Below are 23,456 nucleotides of genomic sequence, written 5' to 3' on the forward strand. Positions count from 1 at the left end.
TCCAGATGTTTACACATCCGTATTTACAGCGTGCACGTTTACCCGTACAGTTGAGGTATTAACACACGGCAGGATGCCAAACGTGTGATTCACAGGGACAGAGAGAACGCATTTTGATTGAAATTAAGCACCTAAAAACACTGACGGTATTGCGAGAAACCGGCTCACTGACAGCCACGGCCAACACGCTTTGCCTGACCCAATCAGCCCTCTCACACCAGTTAAAAGATCTCGAACTGCGCTTAGGTAGCCAACTGTTTTTACGCAAAACCCGTCCGGTTAAATTTACCGCGGAAGGGGAAGTGCTATTGCGTTTAGCCGATGATGTGATCCCGCGTCTCGCCCGAGCGGAACACGAGTTGGCCAGTTTAAAAGAAGACACCAATGGCCGCTTGCACATGGCCATTGAATGCCATTCGTGCTTCCAATGGTTAATGCCAGCCTTGAAGGAATACCAAATTCACTGGCCAAACGTTACGTTGGATTTCTCCTCCGGTTTTGGCTTTGAGCCCTTACCTGCCCTCAGTGCTGGCGAATTAGATTTGGTGATCACCTCTGACATTCAACCGCGCAATGAAGTCCATTTTGAACCCCTGTTTGATTTTGAAATGCGCTTGATTGTGTCACCACAATCCCCACTGGCGAGCAAAGCCATCATTACGCCGGAAGATCTGCTTGATCAAACCATGATGACCTATCCAGTACAGAAAAATCGCCTCGATGTGGTGAAGCACTTTTTGCAGCCTGCAGGCGTAGAACCTGCAAATTGGAAACAAGCAGATAACACCTTGATGCTGATCCAGATGGTGTCAGCAGGATTAGGAGTGGCAGCGCTGCCGAATTGGGCCGTGTATGATTTTGCCCGCCAAGGCTTGATTGTGAGTAAACCACTCGGGGAAGGATTATGGCGTCGACTGTTTGCCGCGATTCGCGCATCAGAACGTGAGCGACATTACTTGTCGGCCTTCTTTGCAACGGCCAAACAGCAGTGCCAAACCCATTTAGAAGGCATTAAGGCGGCATAACCAATACGTAATACGTTTGGTCATACCGCCTTAATGATCACAACAGATAGCCGGGGCAATGGCGATCACATAACCGCTATTCGCCCCGCTTATCTTTACATTAATCGATTATTTAAATTGATTGTTGATGGGATCGTAATGGTAGCCCATGGCTTCCATTTTTTCGCTAAGCTCATCAAAATCGAGTTCATAACGGCTGACAAGCTCTTCAACGGTGGAGCATTCCAGGCGAAGTCGTTCATTCACGATCCCCAGAACAATGTTGCCATCCATGCCCAATAAATTGGTGATCTCCATGCCTACCTCCTTGCTAACGTGACGTTACTCAGTAAGCATAGACAGGATCATTAGGAAAGAAAAAGCCACCCATCACAGTTTATATACAAGCTCGCTTAGACAGCCATGATCAGCACAGACTCAAAATAGGCCGATCCTACCAGCAGCGCCGCCGCGGTCAGCAATTGCCAACGGTTGACGGTTTTGGCGCTCAATAAATGCATTGCCCATACCAGTAATGCCGCCACTAAACATACCAACGCTGCAATCATGGTACTCACCATTGCCTGCGCCTGTGCGTCACCCAATTGCATCGCCACCCATAACAGGCACAACACGCTGAGGATTGCACTCGCTACGCCCGCAAACGGCAATAAACGGTGGAACGCTTGTAAACGGGTACGCGCTTGCGTCAATAACAGGTGCGCCAACAATGCCCCAAACAATGGAATAGCCATCAGACTCAGTACCACCACAGGCAGCGACAGGCTTACCGCAGTCATTAACCACACCGCCGCCGCCAGACCGTCTGCGGCATAAAACACGTTAAGCGGCCCCGCATCACGGGTTTTACCCGTTTTCACCTTCATGGTGAAATACGCCAATGCCAGCAACGGCAATACCGCCAACGGCTGGAAGACGGTCGCGATCAACCATCCCACCAGCAAGACCGGCAAGGTTTTATGGACACGGCCACGCTGGCCGGGGCAGATCTCCCCTTTCGTGAGTACCATGGTCAAAACAAGTTGGGCGCCGAGCAGCGCGGGGATCAAAAAGGGTAAGCCTACGTTCATGGGTTGCGATCTTAAAATGCGAAAAAAAGAGCGGCGATAATACCAACTCCCTTCCCTGATACCAAATAGCACCGGTATTTTCGAGAGATAGGTCATTGGCAAGCCCGCCTGACACATTACTCATCTAACTCATTGCTCATCTAATACATTGCTCACCATTCGCGCATATTCGTGCCAAACGCACAGAAATGAAAATCAAAATGCTCGAACGCTCATAATTGCGCTTTTGATCACCAAATATCAGGTTCTTAAATGGCATATTGCTGACCATATTGAAAAGGAAGACACCCTTTCCTGAACCACGAACCAAACAATAAGCGAAAACGAACATGACTAGTTGGTTTGAAACAGATGTTGTGATTATCGGCGGCGGCGCGACGGGAACAGGCATCATGCGTGACTGTGCACTGCGAGGGATCCGCTGTATCTTAGTCGAAAAAGACGATCTCGCGTCCGGTACCACCGGGCGTAACCACGGCCTACTCCACTCTGGCGCCCGTTATGCTGTCACCGATCAGGAATCGGCCAAAGAATGCATTCAAGAAAACCGTATTCTGAAAAAGATTGCTCGCCATTGTGTTGAAGACACCCAAGGCTTGTTCATTTCACTGCCAGACGACGATCTGGATTTCCAGAAAACCTTTATGTCCGCCTGCCAGCAAGCGGATATCAACGTTGAACAACTCAGCCCACAAGACGCCCTGCGCCTTGAGCCAAACTGTAACCCCGCCATGATTGGCGCGGTCAAAGTACCCGATGGCACGTTAGATCCGTTCCGCTTATCGGCATCGAATGTGATTGATGCGGTCGAGCACGGCGCAAAGTTATTTAACCACACCCATGTCACCGGCTTGATCCGTGAAGGCGCAAAAGTCGTTGGTGTGCATTGTTTGGATTCAAAAACTGGCCAACGCATTGAGATCCGCGCCAAGCAAGTGGTTAACGCGGCGGGGATCTGGGGACAGCAAATCTGTGAATACGGCGATCTGTCGATCAAAATGTTCCCCGCAAAAGGATCGTTATTGATCTTGGATTACCGCATCAACAATTTAGTGATCAACCGCTGCCGCAAGCCGTCTGACGCTGACATTCTGGTGCCGGGTGACACTATCTCGTTAATCGGCACCACCTCTGAGCGTATCGACTACGACAAGATCGATAACCTCCATGTCACCAGTAAAGAGATCGATATTCTGTTGGCAGAAGGCACCAAATTAGCGCCTATCATGGCCAATACCCGTGTATTGCGTGCGTATGCCGGCGTGCGTCCGTTAGTGGCGGTCGATGGTGATACCAGTGGCCGTAATATAAGCCGTGGCATTGTACTGCTTGACCACGCCGAACGTGATGGCCTTGACGGCTTCATCACCATTACCGGCGGTAAGCTGATGACCTACCGCATGATGGCGGAATGGACAACCGATTTAGTGGCGAAAAAGCTTGGCAATACCCAACCGTGTATCACCCATGAAAAACCGCTGCCCGGCTCTGAACAAGCGAAACCGAAAAAAGCCCCGACTGCCAGCTTAGCGAAACCCGTTTACCAATCCGCCCTGTATCGTCACGGCGAACGCGCTGAAAAATTCTTGAGTAACGACAAGAAAAGCCAAGCGGTGATCTGTGAATGTGAAATGGTGACCTGTGGCGAAGTAGAATACGCCATCAAAGATCTTGATGTGCATAACTTGGTTGATTTACGCCGCCGTACCCGTATCGGTATGGGGCCATGCCAAGGCGAATTATGTTCTTACCGTGCGGCAGGCCTGTTTTCGGAATTTGGCAAGAAAACCGGCAACCAAGCCAGTCACCTGTTAGAAGAATTTTTAGAAGAACGCTGGAAAGGCATTAAGCCTGTGTTCTGGGGCGATGCCCTGCGCGAAGGCGAATTCACCTACTGGATTTATGAAGGCCTGTTTGGGGTCAGTGATTTACCGGAACAACAAAACCACAGCTCTGAGCAACAAAGCCAAAATGTTCACCCATCTACCCAAACAGCGACATCTGCAACGGACGAGGAAACAGCATGAAATTTGATAGCATCATCATCGGTGGCGGTGTCGCCGGCCTGAGTTGTGCCATCCGTTGCGTAGAAAGTGGCATGAAAACCGCCGTGATTACCGCAGGACAAAGTGCCATGCACTTCTCCTCAGGTTCCATTGATGTACTGAGCCATTTACCCAATGGCGATGCCGTCAGCGCCCCGTTTGCGGCATTTCCAGCACTTGCAGAGCAGTGCCCGGATCACCCTTACAGCAAAATTGGCGTAGACGCATGCCGCGAGGCCATTAACTGGTATCAGGCCATGATGGAGCAGTCTGGTGTGTACTTAACGGCGCAGGACGATGGCAGCAACCATTACCGCGTGACGCCCATGGGCACCTTCCGCTCAACCTGGCTATCGCAGCAAACGGTGCATCAATTCCCGATGCATAAACTGGCCGAAGGCATCAACACGCTCGCCTTGGTGACGGTTGACGGATTCCGTGATTTTCAACCGCAACTAGCCGCCAGCAACTTGGCCGCCCTTGACGCTTTCCGTGATGTGAAAATCAAGACGGCCACAGTCGAACTGCCTGACTTTGAAACCATGCAGCGTAACCCGTGCGAGTTCCGCTCTATCGATATCTCTCGCGTGTTGAAAGACGAAGCCAAATTACACGCCTTTGCGAAATCCTTGATCCAACAAGTGGGCAAAGCCGACTTGGTGATCTTACCTGCGATTTTCGGGAACGGTGATGGCGCGGCCACGATCAAACTGCTGGAAGGCCTGACCGGTTTCTCCCTTTGTGAGATCCCGACCATGCCCCCTTCACTGCTGGGGATCCGCCTTGAAGAAACCATGAAGTCCCACTTTAAACAACTCGGTGGCTTGCTGCTCATGGGTGATGAAGTGCAAGGCGGTGACATTGAAAACGGCCAGCTCAAGCGTATTTACACCCGTCACCATGAAGACATTGCGCTCGCAGCAGATCACTTTCTGATCGCCAGCGGCAGCTTTTTCAGCAAAGGCCTAAAAGCCGAGCGTCACTGTGTGACCGAGCCGATTTTTGGTCTCGATATCACCGATACCCCGCACCGCGATCACTGGTATCAGCCACAATTTTTCAGCCCAAGCAGCCACCCGTTCATGAAGATGGGTGTCGCGTGTACGGACAACCTGAACCCAACAATGGCCGGTGACGCCATCACTAACTTGTACTGTGCGGGCGCAATTCTGGCCCATTACGATCCGGTACAGGAAGGTTCTGGTTCCGGCGTGGCCATTTCAACCGGCCACTATGTCGCCCAACAGATGATCCGCGCACATAACAGTAAGACCGACACACAAGAAAGGACACACGCATGAGCCTGATTAAAAAAGACACCAGTTTCGATCAATGCATTAAATGCACCGTGTGTACGGTTTACTGTCCGGTCGCCAAAGCCAACCCGCACTATCCAGGACCGAAACAATGCGGCCCAGACGGTGAACGCCTGCGCATTAAAAGCCCAGACTTTTATGACGAAACGCTCAAGCTGTGCACCAACTGCAAGCGTTGTGAAACCGCGTGTCCGTCAGGCGTAAAAATCGGTGACATGATCGCCGTCGCCCGGGATGAGCACGCCAAACTGCCGATGAATATCAAAACCATCCGTGATTTTGTGCTCAGCCACACCGACATGATGGGCTCGGTCGCTACGCCGTTTGCCCCTATCGTCAATACCATTACCGGGCTCAAACCGGTCAAAACCCTGATGCATAAAACCATTGGGGTGCATGATCACAAGAGCCTACCGAAATATTCACACGGTACGTTCCGTCGCTGGTACAAGCAAAACTGCACCAGCCAAGCGTTGTACCCCAAACAGGTGCACTATTTCCACGGCTGTTACGTGAACTATAACCACCCGCAACTGGGCAAAGATTTTGTCAAAGTGATGAATGCGATGAGCATTGGGGTGCAACTGCTGGACAAAGAAAAATGCTGTGGCGTGCCGCTGATCGCTAACGGCTTCTTTGATAAAGCGAAGAAAAATGCCCGTTTGAACGTGAAAAATTTCTCTGCCGCGATTGAAAAATACGACAGCCAAATTGTCTCAACCTCTTCGACCTGTTCATTCACCTTGAAAGAGGAATACCCGAATGTGTTGAAGATCGACAACAGCGGCGTCGCAGATCGCATTGAATACGTCACACGCTTTTTGTTAAAGCAATTCATGAACGGCAATGCGCCAAAGATGAAGCCAATCAACAAAAAAATTGTGTATCACACACCGTGCCACCTTGAGCGTACGGGCGGCAGCTTGTATACCATTGAACTACTGAAAATGATCCCAGGCTTGGAAGTGACCGTGCTGGACAGCCAATGTTGTGGCTTAGCAGGCACCTATGGCTTTAAGACCGAGAACTACGAAACCTCCATGGCGATCGGTAACGATCTGTTCAAGCAAATCAAACGTTCAAAAGCCGACTTTGCGATTACCGATTGCGAAACCTGTAAGTGGCAAATTGAAGAGAACACGGATTTAGACACGATTCATCCGGTTTCTTTGCTAGCAATGGCGCTGGCCTGATCCGCGCTAGAGTGAGCGTTACCGCGCGCTAACCAACAAAGCCATTCGTCATCGGTTTTCAGGCCGGACGAATGGCTTACTTCTCTATCGTTTCAGGAGCATTTCAATATCGCTTCAACGTTGCGGCTAACGTTTCAGATTATCCGCCATGGTCTCGGTTAATACATTATCCGGATCGCCCGATAACTCCCACACGAACATCCCCGCATATTTGTTTTTCTTCACCCAATCGGCTTTGGCTTTTATCGAGCGCATATCTTCATAGGTGATAAAGACTTTTTTCTTCGGGTGCCACAAGAACGGCGCATGGGCTTTTTCATCATACCCGTTCTGGTAACCGTCCTTCACAGTGTAGTTACGCACTAAGTCCCAGTACATGAAGTACCCCGGCTCTTTCGGATCAGTACCGAATGTCGCACCTTTTTCTGACACTAAATCAGAGGCTAACGACTGGCCATCAAACCCTTTGGTGCCTTCCCAGCCACGGCCATAATATGCCGCACCGACAACGAGTTTTTCTTTCGGGATCCCCAAAGCGACCATTTTTTCAATGAACACATCCGTTCCCATGCCCCACCAGCCATCCGGCGTAGCATGCAAGTTCGTCAAGTGGCCTGTTTGCTGCCCCCACCCACCAAGGTAGTCATAGGTCATGGCAAACATGTTGTTCATCAATGGGGCGACCGCCGCCCAATCAATCCCTTCCGCTTTGGCGCCGACGCCGACAGCAGTTGACAACTCATACTCACGCTGTGTTTTCGCCGACAAGGTATCGAGCTCTGCACGCAACGATTTCACTAAATGGGTGTACGCGTCTTTTTCGAGGGCTTTTTGTGCATCGGTCAGCTTGGTTTCAGGGTTCCATGGCGAGGTTGTTAACCCGCCACCACCCGGGTATTCCCAATCCAGATCAATGCCATCAAAGAAATCATACTGCGCAATCAGTGCCACTGCCGTGCGAGAGAAATGCTCAATCGCCGCCTTGTCTTTTGCCATCGCATGGAAAGGTTCAGACATGGTCCAACCGCCAAACGACGGTAAAATGCGCACAGTGGGGTGCGCCGCTTTCAAGTCTTTTAACTGAGCAAAGTGTCCTTTGTAATCAACTCGGGCGTTAACGGGGCCAAAGTCATGCTCCAGCGCCGCTTCTTGATCGACAATAATCGCCGAGAACGGCTTTTTACCTTTGCAGGCTTCTGCCACTTGCTGCTGTACTTTCTTACTCGCGCCATCGTGAGGTCCACACATGCTCAAAAAGGCGTAGATAATATGGCTGAGCTTGTCAGCAGGGATATCATCCACGGTATAGGGGTTTTGTTCATTGTCATACTGCCAATCGGCAAAGTAGCCCGCCACAACGGGGGCTTGTGCCGAAGGCGCAGTTTGTGCCATTACAGTGGGCACCATGAGCAATGAGGCGACTGCCAGTGATACTGCCGTTTTCATGACGCTTTCCTTCTCATCGTTATTATTGCACGGGCCAGTGTAACGGCTGTATCGCTCATTTTTTGTACAGCACCCCCATTTTGACGTAATGCCCTTAATGGGTAATCAGAAATGCGACACGCTATAACGTTATTGATTGATGAGAAAATAGTTACATATCAATCTGTGATGTCATCCATTCCATTACAATCCCGCACAAGGTGTTAACAACAAAACCAATCAGCAACATCTCACTTACAAACCAATTCTCCATCGCTTTCTCTGGCGCAAACACAACCTTTTATTTACAAGCACTTGAATTGAAATTGTGCAAAATACAGCCGAAAATTAATACTTAACCGCTACAACACAGACAAAAATCAATTCATTTTCATTTCTGTTGCACAAGGCTAACAGGCTGCTAAAAATACGGCTTAAGATCATAAAGAAGCGGAATTTATGTCGAGTTAGATGATCTTTTTCGATAGATTTATCGGTAGTTTATTTGTAAGCAAGTACGTCACACTGACATATTTTGACTTATTCCATCAGCATTAATGGTTAAAGAGGATGTTTTACCATGTTGGAGCTATTTATTGGCCTTGCGGTCACAATTGCCGTTGGCTACTTCATTATCAAGGGATATAAAGCCGCAGGGGTGTTACTCGCCGCCGGTTTACTACTGCTTCTGATCACTGGCTTAATGGGCCATGATGTTCTGCCCGCCAAAATCAAATCCACCGGTAACTTTGTTACTGACTCGCTCGAATACATCAAATTCATGCTGCAAAACCGGGGTGGCGGTTTGGGTATGCAAATCATGTTGCTGTGTGGCTTTGCGTCTTACATGACGCACATTGGTGCCAACAACGTCGTGGTAAAACAATTTTCAAAGCCTCTGTCTATCATTAAGTCGCCTTACACCCTGCTGGTTGCGGCTTACATCGTGGCGTGTTTGATGTCGTTGGCCGTCAGCTCTGCAACGGGCCTTGGCGTATTGTTAATGGCGACCTTGTTCCCAATGATGACAGCCATGGGGATCTCTCGCCCTGCCGCTGTTGCCGTGTGTGCCTCGCCGGCCGCAATCATTCTGTCTCCGACGTCTGGGGATGTGATTGTTGCAGCAGAAAAATCAGGGCTGCCTCTGCATGTCTTTGCCGTTGAAACAGTATTGCCGGTTTCAATCTGTGCCATCATCGTAATGGCCGCCGCCGCGTTCTTCTGGAATCGATTCTTGGATAAGCGCGAAAATATCGTGATGGAAAAAGTCGACATTTCTGAAATGGAAGTGAAGGCGCCAGGTTACTACTCTATTCTGCCATTCTTGCCAATCATTGGTGTTTTTGCGTTCAACGGCGAAACGATTCCAGGTCTGACACTGGATATTTACACCATTGTGGTGATGTCTATCGTGATTGGCGCACTGGTGGATTACGTCACTAAACGTTTCAACGGTAAACAAACGTTGGAAGATTTAGAATCTTGTTACCAAGGCATGGCTGAAGCGTTTAAAGGCGTGGTGATGCTATTGGTTGCTGCGGGCGTGTTTGCACAAGGCCTGATGTCTATCGGTGCCATTGATAATCTGATTGGCTTAGCAGAATCAGCCGGTGCCGGTGGTTTTGCGCTGATGCTATTGCTGACAGGCCTGACTGTTGCGGCAGCTATTGCAACCGGTTCAGGTAACGCACCTTTCTACGCATTCGTGGAATTGGCCCCTGCACTGGCCGGTAAGATGGGCTTGAGCCCAGCGTTCTTGATCATCCCAATGCTGCAAGCCTCTAACCTGGGTCGTACTATTTCACCAGTATCGGGTGTTATCGTGGCAACATCGGGCATGGGTAACGTCAGTCCGTTTGAGGTAGTAAAACGTACCTCTGTCCCTGTACTTTGTGGTCTGTTGACCGTGATTATCGGCACCATGATACTGGTACCGATGCACGCTTAATCCGTCACTAGACAGTTATTCAAAACAACTTAGGCCCTGCATGATAATGCGGGGCTTTTTTTTCATTCCACATTCCTCCAACACTGATTCATCACCCAATAAGCTATGCTTCTGATTCACAGACAAAGACACAAGAAATCACCGCCTCTGCGCGCAACGGCTTGGATAAATCCCGTGAAAACACACCTTACCCCTATTTATAACAGGGTTAATAAGCCGCCAGCCCTGATGGGATAAGGGCTAGATAGTTGTTTTGCTAAGGGCTATAATTCCCGCCTTCAAAAATTGAGGTCAAAATATGCACACTGAAGTAACTCCTATTAACAGCTATCCTAAATACTGGGCAGAATGCTACGGTACGGCGCCTTTCCTGCCGACCTCTCGCGCAGAAATGGACGCCCTTGGCTGGGATAGCTGCGACATTATTATCGTTACCGGTGATGCGTATGTTGACCACCCAAGCTTCGGCATGGCGATCATTGGCCGCTTGCTCGAATCGCAAGGCTTCCGCGTCGGCATCATTGCCCAGCCTGAATGGCAAAACAAAGATGCCTTCATGGCACTGGGTAAGCCGAACCTGTTCTTCGGTATTACCGCGGGCAACATGGATTCCATGATTAACCGCTACACGGCTGACCGTAAACTGCGTCATGATGATGCCTACACGCCAAACAATGAAGGTGGTAAGCGCCCTGACCGCGCGGTATTGGTGTACTCACAGCGCTGTCGCGAAGCCTACAAAGATGCGCCTGTCGTGCTGGGTGGTATTGAGGCGAGCCTACGTCGCCTCGCGCATTATGATTACTGGTCAGACAAAGTACGTCGCTCAGTATTGATGGATGCGAAAGCCGATATTTTGCTGTTTGGTAACGCAGAACGTGCGTTAGTGGAAGTCGCACATCGCCTGTCTAATGGCGAAGACGTGAAAACGCTAACAGGCATCGCGGGCACCGCGGTCATGATGAAAGCGATCCCTGAACATTATAAGGAAATCGACTCATCTCGCATTGAAAAGCCGGGGCGTCCAATGGTGATGCAAAACCCGTATGCCACCGAAGAAACCTGCGCAACCAATAAAGAAGAAAAAAGCGAGCAGCCACAAGTGGTCCATGTGCGCCCATCACGCCACGATGCTGCGACCACCGTCGTGCGTCTGCCTTCTTATGAAAAACTGGCGAACGACCGTATTTTGTATGCACACGCAAGCCGTGTGATGCACTTGGAAACCAACCCGCATTCAGGCCGTGCATTGGTACAGAAACACGCAGATCGTGAACTGTGGATCAACCGTGCACCCATTCCATTGACCACCGAAGAGATGGACTTTGTGTTCGGTTTGCCGTTTGCACGTGTACCGCACCCAAGCTACGGCAAAGCAAAAATTCCCGCTTATGACATGATCAAAACCTCGGTTAACATCATGCGTGGCTGTTTTGGTGGCTGTTCATTCTGTTCTATCACCGAACACGAAGGGCGTATTATTCAAAACCGTTCACAAGCATCGATTTTGAACGAACTCGAAGAAATTCGCGATAAAGTCCCGGGCTTTACCGGCACAATCTCTGACTTAGGCGGCCCAACAGCGAACATGTATCGCCTTGGCTGTTCCGACGAAAGAGCGGAAGCCAACTGCCGCCGTCCTTCGTGCATTTTCCCGAAGATCTGTGAAAAGCTAAATACGGATCACCGCCATACGATTGATTTGTATCGTAATGCCCGTAACGTGAAAGGCATTAAGAAAATCATGATCGCCTCTGGCGTACGTTATGACTTGGCGGTTGAATCACCAGAGTATGTGCGTGAATTGGTGACACACCACGTGGGCGGTTATTTAAAAATTGCCCCAGAGCACACAGAAAAAGGCACGCTGGATCTGATGATGAAGCCGGGCATGGGCACCTATGACCGCTTCAAAAACATGTTTGAAAAATACAGTGCGGAAGCGGGTAAAAAGCAATACTTGATCCCGTATTTCATTTCAGCGCACCCAGGTTCCACCGATGATGACATGCTAAATTTGGCGCTGTGGTTGAAGCAAAACGAATACCAGTGTGATCAGGTACAGAACTTCTACCCGTCACCGATGTGTAACGCGACCGCCATGTACCATTCGGAAACAAACCCATTGAAACGCGTGAAATACAAAAAACGTGAAGATTTGTTTGTGGCCAAAGGGGAGCGTCAACGTCGCTTGCACAAAGCCTTGTTACGTTACCATGACCCACTGAACTGGCCGTTGATCCGTGAAGCACTGGTCAATATGGGCAAGAAGCACTTGATTGGTGATCGCGCCAATTGTTTGGTTCCTGCAGAAGGCAGTGATGCGGAATTGACGCCAGCAGAGCGTCGTGGTTCAGGCCGTCACGGTGCGAAGCGTTTCGCCACGAAACACCCGAATCAGCCGGATATCCGTAAAGATGGCAAACGCGGCGGTCAATCGTCTAACCGCAACCACGGCGGTAATCAAACGGGTAATCAGCATACCGGCGCGAACAAGCCCGCAGGTGCAGGCAAAGGCAAACCGGGGCAACGAGCAGGCGCAGGTACGGGTGCAAGTAACGGTAACAAGCCATCCGGTCAAGGCAAAGTGCGCAGCCAAGGTAATGGTGGTGGCAATGGCGGCAGCAACAATGGCAATCGCCCGCAACGCAGTAACGGGAAACCCGCAGGCCAACGCCAAGGCGGCGGTCAAGGTCGCGCTCAAAGTGGTGGTAAAGGTGGCAAACCGAGCCATTCACGTGCGCGTTAATCACGCCTATGCGTTGTAACTTAAAATGCCATTAAGCCAAACATAACACTTTTCAGCCCGCCTCTTGCGGGCTGTTTTTTATCGTGCTATCACTGTCGCTATTGCGGTATCGCTACCAAGGTATTGCTATCGCATCAACTCGTAAGCCATCACGCCGACGATATACAGCGCGCCTAACAGCCCCAATCCCAACACGAATTTCTTCTGTGATCTCTCATCCAAATATTTCGTCACCAACCCACCGACCAGTAACAATATAAAAATAACCGCCAGTTTAATCATCTTCGACTCCTTGATTGAGTGCTCACTCACCGCAAGCCTACCGACAACTTACTCATACCCCCACCCTATCAATAAACGGTTCAGTCTGTCTGCGCGATGACACCAATTTCGCTTTTTACGTCAAAATAAACAATCTCGGCCAATAAAAAAGCGATGGGTAACCATCGCTTTATGCTTACTTTTATATTCGTTATGTTGTTAAGCCTTACACGCTTGGCTTAGATTTCAAACATCGGGTAGTTTTTCAATTCAGGGATCAGCGTTTGAAGCTGCTGCTCTTCTTCTGCCAACGCCTTCACGTCACCACAGACCTCATCAGCCTGTTTCGCCACGACTTTTGAACGTTCTGTTATGCTCGTTTGCATGCGCGTTTTCAAATCCAACATCTTTTGCTGGAACTCGGTGAAGTTCAACTCGCCGTCTTTCATCTCCGCTGATAATGCAGCAAACATGGCCGCCATCGATTCGGCACTCACATGCTTCATCGCCTGCTCAAACTCTTGTCGCCAATCGCTTTCGACGGTAGAAAAAATATCAGCGGGCAGCACAAATTGCCCCTCTGGATAAAATTTCGCTTTGGCTTTCTCGCTGTATTGGTCGATCAAGGCATGCGTGCCCGCAAAGGCCTCTTCACCGCCCAAGCTTGCCGCTAATTCCGTCACGACCCCGTTGGCGATGGCGACACCATCATCCGCCAGTTCAGCCATTTTAGGCAAATACGCCTGCACATGTTCACGGTATGCCGCGATTGCTTTTTGCTGCGCGGCATCCAAATCCATTTTCTTTCCATTAATGAATAATTGATTATTTTCATCAATCACCATTTTTGCAGCACCTTGCTGATACAACGCCACCTGCTTATCGTTGACATGGATATCATTGGGCACGTTCACTGGGCAACTTTGCGCTTGCACGTTCAACGATGCAGGCAACAGCAACAGGGCTAATCCTAACTTTTTCATCATTAATCTGTTTTCTTTTTGTATCGAGTCATCATGCATATACTTTCACACGATTACGGTGCAGGGACAAGCGTTCTGACCAGCCTCCCTGTGATGATGTTTGCCCCACTTCTGTAACGAAACAAGGCGTTATCCATATTTTGTGACTATGGTGAGGATCTGTTACTCTACAGCTCTACTCATATCTAAGAAGAGTCACTGTGGAAAAAGTTGCCATTTTTGTTGATGTTCAAAACATCTACTACACCGTTAAAGATACGTATGGCTGTAATTTCGATTACAACGCCTTTTGGGCTGAAGCTACGCAAGGGCGGGACGTGGTGGCAGCCTTTGCTTACGCCATTCATCGTGGCGATGAGAAACAGGGGCAATTTCAAAATATCCTGCGCGGGATCGGGTTTGAGGTCAAACTTAAGCCGTTTATTCAGCGCAGTGATGGCTCCGCCAAAGGTGACTGGGATGTGGGGATCACCTTGGATGTGATTGAACAAGCACCGTCTGTGGATCGTGTGATCTTGCTATCCGGTGACGGTGACTTTGATCTGCTGGTAGAGAAAGTGCAGTCCAAATACGGAGTCGATGTCGAGATCTACGGTGTTCCAGGTCTAACAGCCGCTTCTTTAATCAATACCGCGAATCACTTCCGTGAAATTGAAGAGACGTTACTCCTTAATCGTAAATAGCGGTTAAACAAACGCCAAACAATCGTGACTGCGTCGTACGCACACATAAAAAGGCGGTAAGTAAAAACTGACCGCCTTTTTTGATCCTGACTATTCAGCATCGCTTTGCTCAGACCGTTCTGCTCAGCAATGTGGCATTGCACCTACTATTTTGCTGCTTTTCGCATGACATGATGTTATTGCCTGTTCACGAGAAAGTGCACGTAAGGTCTTTACTGCCCCCACCACCATTTTCATCGGAACCACTACAAAGTACAACGAAGCAATAATAACCATAGCCGGGTCGGCATACACCGCGTACTCACCCAGGCCGATATACGCCAAAACGGTCGCAACCACAAAACCCATCATGACTGCCGCACTGATCACGGTATCCATCATCCACTGTTTCGACTCTGCTGCAATTAATGCAGAACCGGTACGCGCACCTTGGGTTTTAATGATCCAGTACGTCGCCAAACAACCAGCAATGTTCACCACACCAAATGCCAACGCTAAACCGGTGTTCACTTCTCGACCACCGGTACTGATGGCTTCAGCCGCGGAAGCCAATGAGATACCGCACATCAGGGTAATGACCAAGCCTTTAATGGCGATCACTGCAGGCTCAATCATCTTCACGTTAGCCTGTTGGCGACCTCTTGGGGAGCGAATGTAACTGGCTGCCGCCAACGAAAGTACAGTCAGTGTCAAGCTTACCAAGGAGTAGGCACCGTCAAACACAATGACGAGTGATCCCATCCATAAGCCTAAGCCGATACCCATCAACGCAAACAGCAACGCTGACACTGTTGATAGCTGTAATAGTTTTCGTTCTAAAGATACATTACACTGCATATAAACCTCGAACCGACATGCTTTTCGTCAGTTACTTTTGAATTTCTTAACTTGATTCTTAGTTTACCGCCAAGGTTTACATTAGGATAATCACTGAGCGACAAGTTTTTCGTCGCTGAATATACTCTGTGCATTCTTACCCCCAGCACACCGTACGCTATCGTCTTGTATTTGTTTTGTGGACTAATCATGAAAATCAGCCAACTAGAGATGTTTATTGAAACCAGTTCGTGTGGTTCTATTGCGGAAGCAGCCCGTAAATTAGGCAAAAGTCGCACCACCGTGAGTGCCTCTCTCAGTGCATTGGAAGATGAATTGGGGGTAGCGTTACTCGAACGTTCCGGCAACCAGGTACTGCTGACCGAAATTGGCGAATCCATTAAAAACGACTGTGAACGCATCGCGATGATTGCAGGGGATATTCATGCGAAATGCCACCAGCATCATCAAGGGGTCGAGTCTGCATTGCGTATTGCCCGGGATGATGCCCTACCCGAACCGTTCTGGCGCCAATTAGTGCATGACATGCGCATACAGTTTCCCAATACCAGCGTGTCGGTCTACATGGCCCCGCCGCCAGAATTGGATGAAATGGTGGAACTAGACATGGTGGATGTGGCCTATTGCTTACTGCCAAACAGCGACAGTTTGCCGCATAACTACCACGGTAAGTTGGGACAAATTCGCATGATGTCTGTCGCGCACAGTTCGCACCCCTTGTGCCAACTGAGCAAAGTGGTGAGTGCCGATCTTGCCCGTTATACCGAGTTTGCCTTAGCAGCCATTGATGAAGAAGGGCTAAAGGCGGTATCTCCCGCCTCCAGTAATTACATTGCCCTGCCCTTTTATGAACACCTGCGTAACGCAGTGCTTGATGGTATTGGCTGGTCTAACGTGCCTTCCGTGCTGATTAATACCTATTTGCGTGACGGTACCGTAAAAGTGCTGAACCACTACCAAGCCATGAGATGGCAACCTTACGGTGTGATCCACAACAAGAACCGCCCACAAGGCACACTGACGCAGTGGTTGGCAAATCAATTACAAACCTACCTCGACGACGAATCCCACTGATTTTCGCCCCTATTTCACCTTATCCAGTGCGTACACGCACTGGCACATGATATTTGCCCAGCGTTTAGCCTGTTAGTGTCCGATCTTTTTACAGTCATCGGCCGACGAAGCCCAATGAAGCCCTCTATACTTTGCACGGGTCTTTAAAAAGGAATCATCATCATGCTCAAGAAGTTAGTGGCAGAGTTCATTGGTACGTTCTGGTTGGTACTCGGGGGGTGTGGCAGCGCTGTGTTAGCCGCCGCTTTTCCTGATGTCGGTATCGGCTTATTAGGGGTGGCGCTGGCCTTCGGTTTGACGGTTGTTACCATGGCCTATGCGATTGGCCATATATCTGGTTGTCACCTTAATCCCGCCGTCACGGTAGGTTTATGGTCTGGGGGACGTTTCCCCACCGCAGAAGTGATCCCTTATATCATCGTCCAAGTACTGGGAGGGATTGCCGGGGCGTATGTACTCTACATTATCGCCAGCGGCCAACCGGGATTCAGTCTCGCGGGCGGACTCGCCTCTAACGGTTACGGTGATCATTCCCCCGGTGGTTACGATCTCATGTCCGGCTTTATTATCGAAGTGGTCATGACGTTCATGTTCTTGATTGTGATTCTCGGTGCGACCCACAAACTGGCCACACCCGCCATGGCGGGGCTCGCTATCGGCTTATGTTTAACCTTGATCCATTTGATCAGTATTCCTGTCACAAACACTTCGGTGAATCCCGCTCGGAGTACTGGCCCGGCAATTTTAGTGGGTGATTGGGCAATGGCACAGCTCTGGTTGTTCTGGTTAGCGCCGATGATTGGTGCCGTGATCGCCGGTGTGGTGTATCGCTGGCTCAGCCCTAACGAAGAGTGATCACCGCAGATCAATATTGATCTTTCTGGTATAAAAAATGCGGCTTCAATAAGCCGCATTTTTATTGCTGGTACACAACATCAAATGCTGCCGTTATGGGTGTCCGTTCAGTACCTGCAACAGCACTTGTGTCGGGTGCTTCATTTTGATCTTCTCAAAACGCTTCACTTGGCTGCGGCACGAATAACCGGTTGCCATGCAATGCGCTGGATCAAGCTGTTCGATATTCGGTTGCCAGCTTAAATCATAGACACCGCGTGACATCTCGAGCTTATCTTTCTCATGACCAAACGTGCCCGCCATCCCACAACAACCTACCGCGACCGGCACCAATTTTGCGCCAAAGTGATGGAAAATGGCCGACCACTCTTTCTCTGCGTTAGGCATCTTGGTTTTCTCGGTACAGTGGGCAAACAAATACCAGTCGGTCGCCCCCAGTGAGGTCGCCGAAGGATGCGCCGGTAATAATGCCCCCAGCCATTCATGCGCCGTCAGTACCTGAAAGTCACCCCGCTTGTCGCCTAAGATCTCGGTATATTCATCGCGATAACACAACACCAAAGCCGGATCGACCCCCACCATCGGAATTCCAAGTGCGGCCAACTGATTTAAGAATGCAGCGGTATTGGTCGCGGTTTTGGCAAACTCACGCAAGAAGCCTTTAATGTGCTGTGCTTTACCGTTCGGTTTAAACGGCACGAGTACAGGCTTTTTACCCAGTTTTTCCGCTAACTGCACAAAGTCTGACACCACATCGGCATCGTAGTAACTGGTGAACGGGTCTTGCACAATCAGCACATAGCCATCTTTCGCTTGTACTGATAACGCTTGCAGTGCAGACAAATCAAACTGCGTGGCATCATGCCCTTTCAGCGTGTTCGCCAATGTCGGTACCGACAAGGCCGGCATATCCACATAGCCGATGGTCTTTTCTGTCAGCACTTGTGACCAACGCGGACGCATCACGGCATTAAACGCCACCGGTGCTTTGGCCATTAATGGCAAATAGCTTTCTACGTAGGCAACCAAATAGTCTTTGACTGGGCGCTGATAACGGCTGTAATAAATTTGCATGAAACGCGAGCGGAAGCTCGGCACATCCACTTTGATGGGACACTGACTGGCACAGGCTTTACAGGCCAAACAACCATTCATGGCATCCATCACTTCATGTGAAAAATCATAGCTATGACGATTTTTCCCAAAGCTATTTCTAAAGCGATCAATGATCTGCTTCACCGTGGGCGCTTTCTCCATCAGCTCTTTTTCTAATACTGTGGGATCGATGCCCTGTTCGGCAAGCTGACGTAACCATTCACGTACAAGGCCAGCACGGCCTTTGGGTGAATGACGGCGGTCGGCGGAGATCTTCATCGACGGACACATCGGTGAGCTGGTGTCATAGTTAAAACACAACCCATTACCGTTACATTCCATCGCTTGTTTGAAGCTGTCACGCACTGCGACGGGGATCTGACGGTCGTAATAACCCCGTTTCACCCCATCAACTTGCACCAGTTCTGCCGTGCTGTCGAGCGGGGTACAAATCTTCCCGGGGTTCATGCGGTTATCTGGGTCAAACGCCGCTTTAATCCGTCTTAATTCAGTAAATAACTCTTCACCAAAAAAGGCGGGGCCGTATTCAGAGCGGTAACCTTTACCGTGTTCGCCCCACATCAAGCCACCGTATTTAGCCACCAACGCCACGACTTGATCGGACACCGTCTTCATCAGTAATTCTTGCTCAGGATCGCACAAATCCAGCGCCGGACGCACATGCAACACGCCAGCATCGACGTGACCAAACATCCCGTAGTTGAGCTGATAGCTGTCGAGCAAGGTACGGAACTCCGCAATAAAGTCGGCGAGATTTTCAGGTGGAACACAGGTGTCTTCGGCAAAGGCCACTGGCTTTTTACTGCCTTTTGCCGCGCCGAGTAATCCAACGGCCTTTTTCCGCATGCCGTAAATTTTCTGGATGCCCGCCAATTCATTACACACTTGATAGCCAATAATACCGTGCTGCTGCGCGGCAATCATGGCATCCAATCGGGAGCACAATGCCGTAACTTGCTCTGCGTTTTCAGCGGGATCATTACTGGCGTACTCCACCATATTGATCCCCTGCATGTCTTTGCCCGGTACATCTTCCAGCAAATCACTCACGGTGTGCCAGACGATATCTTGTTTGGCGAGGTTCAGCACGCGAGAATCAATGGTTTCGACAGACAAAGCTTGTGCTTCCACCATCATCGGCGCGTTTCGCAGGGCGGAATCAAAGCTGTCATATTTGATATTCACTAAAGCCCTTGCTTTAGGAATTGGCGTGATATTCAGTTTGGCTTCGGCGATAAAGGCTAACGAACCTTCTGCACCACACAACAGGCGAGCGATATCGAAATGCTCAAGCGCATCATCAAAGCCATTTTTCAAATCATAACCGGTCAAAAAGCGGTTTAAGGGGGGGAATTTATCGACAATTTGCTGGCGTTTATCACGACAAACGACCGCTGCGGTTTTGAGTGCTTGGCTGGCTAACGTTGACGCATCCGGTAGGGCAAGAATCGCGTCGTTACTTAACACTTCCGTATCCAGCACGGAACCGTCCACCAGCACGGCTTTCAATGACAGGACATGGTCGGAGGTTTTACCGTATTTCAATGACCCTTGGCCGGAGGCATCAGTATTGATCATACCACCAATGGTGGCACGGTTACTGGTCGATAAATCCGGTGAAAAGAAGAAGCCAAGAGGGCGCAACGCATCGTTGAGTTGATCTTTTACAACCCCAGTTTCTACCCGTACCCAACCTTCTTCCGCGTTGATCTCTAGCACTTGATTCATATAGCGCGAAAGATCCACCACGATGCCTGGCGTCAATGACTGGCCGTTGGTGCCTGTGCCGCCGCCACGTGCGGAAAACGTAATGCTAGAATGTGCGCAGCCTTGGCCTGTGTGACCCAGCGTCACCAGATCATGATAATCACGAGGAAACACAACAGCTTGTGGGATTTGCTGATAGACACTGTTGTCTGTCGCGACCGCTAAACGGCTGGCATACGTCTGTTCAATGTCGCCTTTAAAGCCGGCATTGTCTAACGCATGAAGAAATGACAGAACCGCATCATCGGTACTGTCTTGATGAGTTAGTGCAGGTAACATTGCTCTCCTTGTCCAGTTTCCTGTCATATCCTATGACAACTGGCCTTCTCTATATCGGATGTGTGCTTCACTTTACCTCACCCATAGAGGGAAAAAAAGTGTGATGTTAAACAGGGAAATATCGCGCACATCACACAGTTACCTTTTTCTTTTCGCTAGCCTACGCACGTAATTGACGGTGGAGCCACGCCGTACCCGCCACTAACCACAATGTAATCACTAAGCAGCCGCTCGCTTTTATGCCGAGAACAATCAAGCTAACCGTGTTCTGACCGGCAATATACTGTAAGGCGCCATACAAAATGCCAGTGACGCCACCAATCACCACACAAGACAGTAACGCTTTCGGTACCGATAATCTGGCCGAGTCTGCCCTCTGTTTAGACGCAAATTCCACTGATAAGAAGATACCGAGCATCATCGCAAAAATATAGGCTTGCGCGGGTACCAGCGTGTAACTGGCAATAATACCGACAGCCATGGTTAAGAACAGCCAAAACCAACGGTTATACAGGTACGTCTGTAACGGTGGCTCATGCGTGCGCCACACAAGCAGTGACGACACAATCATGATGCCAAGCATCATGGTGATCACCACATCACTGATAAATTGTACCCCAAACCAAACGCGTGCCACCCCTTGCCCAATAATCAACAATGCCGCTATCACACCCATGATGACTTTCAGTGATGATGGCCGCTTTCGTGTCGTCACATGCCAGACACTCCCCCACAACAACGTCGCCATCAACGTGTGGCCGCTCGGGAAACCGAAACCGCTGGCATCAATACGTTGCAGTTCTGGCAGGGCAAAAAAAGGACGCGGTGACGCAATACCGTGTTTCAGTAATGAGGTGGTAAACAAGCCAATCAACAAAAGAAACAGTAATTCCACCAGCGACTTTGTCCCCAAACAGCCCGCAGTTAAGACGACCACCAGCATGATAAACCACACTTCACCGGGTAGGTTCAACACATAAGCGAGGCTCTCGAACACAGCTTGCGCCAACGGTGGCCATTGTTCAACGGCCTGTTGGAAAGCCTGAATATGACGAATTTCATATTGATGCAGTAGATTGACTTTGTCATCAAGCCGATCATACACCAGCACGTCACTATTGGGGGTGCGAGCCATCCAACCGGGCAGCAGTGAGACATCCGACGCGTAGCGATAATCCGACATAGCCACTTGTTGGGGATCAATCAAATATACACGCTCGACTTCAGAGGCGAAATGTTTAGAAAACCACGATGCCACGATCGGAAAACCGCGTTTATCACGAAATGATGAGACCAGAATGGGGGATGTCGCTTGGCAGGCATAAATGGCCGCTCGACCGCGGTATTGGAGTAAATCTCCCACGTGCACTTGAATGCCCGATTCTTCCAATGCCTCTCTGGCCGCCGCTTCTTTCGGCGTATCCGGCTGATCAATGTACCCGCCGGGCAAGGACAACTTTTTCGTGATAACTTCAGAGAGCATCACAATTTTATTGTCATGCCGAATAATACACACTGCGCCGACAAGATCATCAGGCACCTGCGGTGAGGCGGTTTCACTGGCTGAAACCCAACTACTAAACAGGTACAAACACAGTACACACCACCAGCGAATGACTTCCATTGCCATGACCTACTCTACAAACCGGGTAAAAGACCATCTATGATGGAGAAAAAGCGCGGTTAGCAATATCGCTAACTTATTGACTATCATAACTGTTTTTTACCGACAGGAGCAATCGATTGCCCAGCCAATCCGTCATTGAACTCGATGAACGGCCATTCAACGTAACATCATGCCAGCAGCACCATCATCCATTGCCTGATATTGCCTCCAACAACTCTTCTGCTATTCATGCCATTTTTTCATCTTCAACGTCATTTCTCACCTATTATTATTGTTATTAATAGCAATATTTTTATTAACGATAAGACCCGAGGGAAAAGGTCGAATAATCATGATTTTGGTGGCGGTTCATGAGCGAAACACGCAAAGTACACACAATTCGGTTTGGTAAAAAAACAGGCGCACTGACGGCTTATATTCACAATGAGGATCATCACCAACTCGACCCCTTTGTTCTCTGGGATCATTTCTCCGCCAAAGCGGTGATGCATTCTGCCGGGCTAGACTATCATGGCCACTCCGGTATTGATGCCATCAGTTATCCGGTTATTGGCAAACTTAACCACTGCGATTCTGCGGGCAGCCACATCACATTGGCCAGTGGTGATGTGCACATCATGACCAGTGGTAATGGTATTATTCATAAAGACACACTGACGCCTAAAAACGGACAAATTGAAGCGTTTAGTTTATGGACTGCTCTGCCTGCGGGAGAGTCCGAAATGGCACCGGCTTCCAGTACCCATATGCAGGCACAGCACTTACCTTTAGTCGAGGAAAAGTGCACCATCACCAAAGTCATTATCGGGCACTATCGAGATGCCAGCAGCCCCGTGCAATATAGCATCCCAATCACCTATCTTGATGTCATGATCGCGCCCTACAGCCGCTGGCATTTTATGCCTGACAGCCAGCAGCAAAGCGGATTTATTTATCTACAATCCGGTACCAGTTACGTCAGCGGCAGCCAAATACAATCTCAGCAGATGGCCACACTGCACCCCTCCTCGCTCCCGATTGAAATCCGGACAGGAAAAATCGCAGCCCGCCTCTTTGTCGTATTGGGGCAACCGCTTAAACAACCCTTCTGTGCCACCCCAAGCTCCGTTCACTCCTCTCAACAAAACCTGACAAAAGCGACCCAAAATATCGAGAATTTACTCCTCGCAAGAAAATAACACCGAGGAAACACACCACTTAATG

General features: G+C 49.6%; 18 protein-coding genes. 10 read left to right on the plus strand and 8 right to left on the minus strand.

The genetic code is table 11. From position 1 onward, the window contains the following. Positions 1 to 113: 113 nt before the first annotated feature. The gene (metR, locus tag ACSF8W_RS19610; RefSeq protein WP_500848833.1) at positions 114 to 1,025 is read left to right on the plus strand and encodes an HTH-type transcriptional regulator MetR; all 912 of its coding nucleotides are present in this window, start codon (positions 114 to 116) and stop codon (positions 1,023 to 1,025) included. 108 nt (positions 1,026 to 1,133) lie between these two features. Here the strand turns inward: metR and ACSF8W_RS19615 are convergent, their stop codons facing one another. Then, a complete protein-coding gene (locus ACSF8W_RS19615) occupies positions 1,134 to 1,322 on the minus strand; it encodes a DUF4250 domain-containing protein (protein ID WP_428476123.1) in 189 nt (62 codons plus the stop codon). A 95-nt stretch (positions 1,323 to 1,417) separates the two neighbouring features. Beyond that, positions 1,418 to 2,095, minus strand: a complete 678-nt coding sequence (locus ACSF8W_RS19620) for an HI_1241 family integral membrane domain (RefSeq protein ID WP_500848834.1) — start codon at positions 2,093 to 2,095, stop codon at positions 1,418 to 1,420. A 329-nt stretch (positions 2,096 to 2,424) separates the two neighbouring features. Here ACSF8W_RS19620 and glpA point away from each other — a divergent pair, with 329 nt between their 5' ends. The 3 genes from glpA to glpC are packed head-to-tail and all read left to right on the plus strand — an operon-like array spanning position 2,425 to position 6,649. Then, positions 2,425 to 4,122: an anaerobic glycerol-3-phosphate dehydrogenase subunit A gene (gene glpA, locus ACSF8W_RS19625; RefSeq protein ID WP_500848835.1), complete on the plus strand. Its 1,698-nt coding sequence runs from the start codon at positions 2,425 to 2,427 to the stop codon at positions 4,120 to 4,122. After that, the gene (gene glpB, locus ACSF8W_RS19630) at positions 4,119 to 5,441 is read left to right on the plus strand and encodes a glycerol-3-phosphate dehydrogenase subunit GlpB (protein WP_500848836.1); all 1,323 of its coding nucleotides are present in this window, start codon (positions 4,119 to 4,121) and stop codon (positions 5,439 to 5,441) included. The genes glpA and glpB overlap by 4 nt, the downstream gene beginning before the upstream one ends. Beyond that, positions 5,438 to 6,649, plus strand: a complete 1,212-nt coding sequence (gene glpC / locus ACSF8W_RS19635; RefSeq protein WP_500848837.1) for an anaerobic glycerol-3-phosphate dehydrogenase subunit GlpC — start codon at positions 5,438 to 5,440, stop codon at positions 6,647 to 6,649. The genes glpB and glpC overlap by 4 nt, the downstream gene beginning before the upstream one ends. A gap of 126 nt (positions 6,650 to 6,775) precedes the next feature. Here the strand turns inward: glpC and ACSF8W_RS19640 are convergent, their stop codons facing one another. Continuing rightward, entirely contained in the window at positions 6,776 to 8,056 is a 1,281-nt protein-coding gene (locus tag ACSF8W_RS19640; RefSeq protein ID WP_500848874.1) for a glycoside hydrolase family 18 protein, read from the minus strand. Between the two features lie 598 nt (positions 8,057 to 8,654). On the opposite strand from ACSF8W_RS19640, the gene dcuC reads away from it, so the two are divergent. Together dcuC and ACSF8W_RS19650 are read left to right on the plus strand one after the other, a co-directional pair. Then, positions 8,655 to 10,022, plus strand: a complete 1,368-nt coding sequence (dcuC, locus tag ACSF8W_RS19645; protein WP_500848838.1) for an anaerobic C4-dicarboxylate transporter DcuC — start codon at positions 8,655 to 8,657, stop codon at positions 10,020 to 10,022. 298 nt (positions 10,023 to 10,320) lie between these two features. Further along, positions 10,321 to 12,771, plus strand: coding sequence for a YgiQ family radical SAM protein (locus ACSF8W_RS19650; protein ID WP_500848839.1), 2,451 nt, complete (start codon positions 10,321 to 10,323; stop codon positions 12,769 to 12,771). 126 nt (positions 12,772 to 12,897) lie between these two features. Here the strand turns inward: ACSF8W_RS19650 and ACSF8W_RS19655 are convergent, their stop codons facing one another. Further along, a complete protein-coding gene (locus ACSF8W_RS19655) occupies positions 12,898 to 13,053 on the minus strand; it encodes a hypothetical protein (RefSeq protein ID WP_500848840.1) in 156 nt (51 codons plus the stop codon). A gap of 218 nt (positions 13,054 to 13,271) precedes the next feature. Further along, complete coding sequence (locus tag ACSF8W_RS19660) at positions 13,272 to 14,018, minus strand: YggN family protein (protein WP_500848841.1); 747 nt, start codon at positions 14,016 to 14,018, stop codon at positions 13,272 to 13,274. Between the two features lie 197 nt (positions 14,019 to 14,215). Between ACSF8W_RS19660 and ACSF8W_RS19665 the strand changes: the two genes are divergently transcribed. Then, positions 14,216 to 14,698, plus strand: coding sequence for a LabA-like NYN domain-containing protein (locus tag ACSF8W_RS19665; RefSeq protein ID WP_500848842.1), 483 nt, complete (start codon positions 14,216 to 14,218; stop codon positions 14,696 to 14,698). A 123-nt stretch (positions 14,699 to 14,821) separates the two neighbouring features. On the opposite strand, the gene ACSF8W_RS19670 is transcribed toward ACSF8W_RS19665, so the two are convergent. Further along, positions 14,822 to 15,535 (minus strand): cation efflux transmembrane domain-containing protein, encoded by a 714-nt coding sequence (locus ACSF8W_RS19670; RefSeq protein ID WP_500848843.1) that lies wholly within the window; start codon positions 15,533 to 15,535, stop codon positions 14,822 to 14,824. A 189-nt stretch (positions 15,536 to 15,724) separates the two neighbouring features. Here ACSF8W_RS19670 and ACSF8W_RS19675 point away from each other — a divergent pair, with 189 nt between their 5' ends. Then, positions 15,725 to 16,609: a LysR family transcriptional regulator gene (locus ACSF8W_RS19675; RefSeq protein ID WP_500848844.1), complete on the plus strand. Its 885-nt coding sequence runs from the start codon at positions 15,725 to 15,727 to the stop codon at positions 16,607 to 16,609. 162 nt (positions 16,610 to 16,771) lie between these two features. Next, positions 16,772 to 17,464, plus strand: a complete 693-nt coding sequence (aqpZ, locus tag ACSF8W_RS19680) for an aquaporin Z (RefSeq protein ID WP_500848845.1) — start codon at positions 16,772 to 16,774, stop codon at positions 17,462 to 17,464. Between the two features lie 93 nt (positions 17,465 to 17,557). Here aqpZ and ydiJ read toward each other — a convergent pair whose 3' ends face one another. Together ydiJ and ACSF8W_RS19690 are read right to left on the minus strand one after the other, a co-directional pair. Further along, positions 17,558 to 20,626 carry a D-2-hydroxyglutarate dehydrogenase YdiJ gene (gene ydiJ / locus ACSF8W_RS19685; protein ID WP_500848846.1) on the minus strand — a complete coding sequence of 1,023 codons (3,069 nt, stop codon included), beginning with the start codon at positions 20,624 to 20,626 and terminating at the stop codon, positions 17,558 to 17,560. Between the two features lie 160 nt (positions 20,627 to 20,786). Further along, on the minus strand, positions 20,787 to 22,256 hold the full coding sequence (locus tag ACSF8W_RS19690; RefSeq protein ID WP_500848847.1) for a phosphatase PAP2 family protein: 1,470 nt from the start codon (positions 22,254 to 22,256) through the stop codon (positions 20,787 to 20,789). A 347-nt stretch (positions 22,257 to 22,603) separates the two neighbouring features. On the opposite strand from ACSF8W_RS19690, the gene ACSF8W_RS19695 reads away from it, so the two are divergent. Next, on the plus strand, positions 22,604 to 23,431 hold the full coding sequence (locus ACSF8W_RS19695; RefSeq protein ID WP_500848848.1) for a pirin family protein: 828 nt from the start codon (positions 22,604 to 22,606) through the stop codon (positions 23,429 to 23,431). Positions 23,432 to 23,456 lie beyond the last annotated feature (25 nt).

This window comes from Photobacterium sp. 270122K (assembly GCF_059941365.1).

What these genes read in the sequence shown, in the direction of transcription:
- ACSF8W_RS19615 (WP_428476123.1), bottom strand. Translation starts at nt 1,322, where the DNA reads ATGGAGATCACCAATTTATTGGGCATGGATGGCAACATTGTTCTGGGG.
- ACSF8W_RS19620 (WP_500848834.1), bottom strand. Translation starts at nt 2,095, where the DNA reads ATGAACGTAGGCTTACCCTTTTTGATCCCCGCGCTGCTCGGCGCCCAA.
- glpA (WP_500848835.1), top strand. Translation starts at nt 2,425, where the DNA reads ATGACTAGTTGGTTTGAAACAGATGTTGTGATTATCGGCGGCGGCGCG.
- glpB (WP_500848836.1), top strand. Translation starts at nt 4,119, where the DNA reads ATGAAATTTGATAGCATCATCATCGGTGGCGGTGTCGCCGGCCTGAGT.
- glpC (WP_500848837.1), top strand. Translation starts at nt 5,438, where the DNA reads ATGAGCCTGATTAAAAAAGACACCAGTTTCGATCAATGCATTAAATGC.
- ACSF8W_RS19640 (WP_500848874.1), bottom strand. Translation starts at nt 8,056, where the DNA reads ATGGTGCCCACTGTAATGGCACAAACTGCGCCTTCGGCACAAGCCCCC.
- dcuC (WP_500848838.1), top strand. Translation starts at nt 8,655, where the DNA reads ATGTTGGAGCTATTTATTGGCCTTGCGGTCACAATTGCCGTTGGCTAC.
- ACSF8W_RS19650 (WP_500848839.1), top strand. Translation starts at nt 10,321, where the DNA reads ATGCACACTGAAGTAACTCCTATTAACAGCTATCCTAAATACTGGGCA.
- ACSF8W_RS19655 (WP_500848840.1), bottom strand. Translation starts at nt 13,053, where the DNA reads ATGATTAAACTGGCGGTTATTTTTATATTGTTACTGGTCGGTGGGTTG.
- ACSF8W_RS19660 (WP_500848841.1), bottom strand. Translation starts at nt 14,018, where the DNA reads ATGATGAAAAAGTTAGGATTAGCCCTGTTGCTGTTGCCTGCATCGTTG.
- ACSF8W_RS19670 (WP_500848843.1), bottom strand. Translation starts at nt 15,535, where the DNA reads ATGCAGTGTAATGTATCTTTAGAACGAAAACTATTACAGCTATCAACA.
- ACSF8W_RS19675 (WP_500848844.1), top strand. Translation starts at nt 15,725, where the DNA reads ATGAAAATCAGCCAACTAGAGATGTTTATTGAAACCAGTTCGTGTGGT.
- aqpZ (WP_500848845.1), top strand. Translation starts at nt 16,772, where the DNA reads ATGCTCAAGAAGTTAGTGGCAGAGTTCATTGGTACGTTCTGGTTGGTA.
- ydiJ (WP_500848846.1), bottom strand. Translation starts at nt 20,626, where the DNA reads ATGTTACCTGCACTAACTCATCAAGACAGTACCGATGATGCGGTTCTG.
- ACSF8W_RS19690 (WP_500848847.1), bottom strand. Translation starts at nt 22,256, where the DNA reads ATGGCAATGGAAGTCATTCGCTGGTGGTGTGTACTGTGTTTGTACCTG.
- ACSF8W_RS19695 (WP_500848848.1), top strand. Translation starts at nt 22,604, where the DNA reads ATGAGCGAAACACGCAAAGTACACACAATTCGGTTTGGTAAAAAAACA.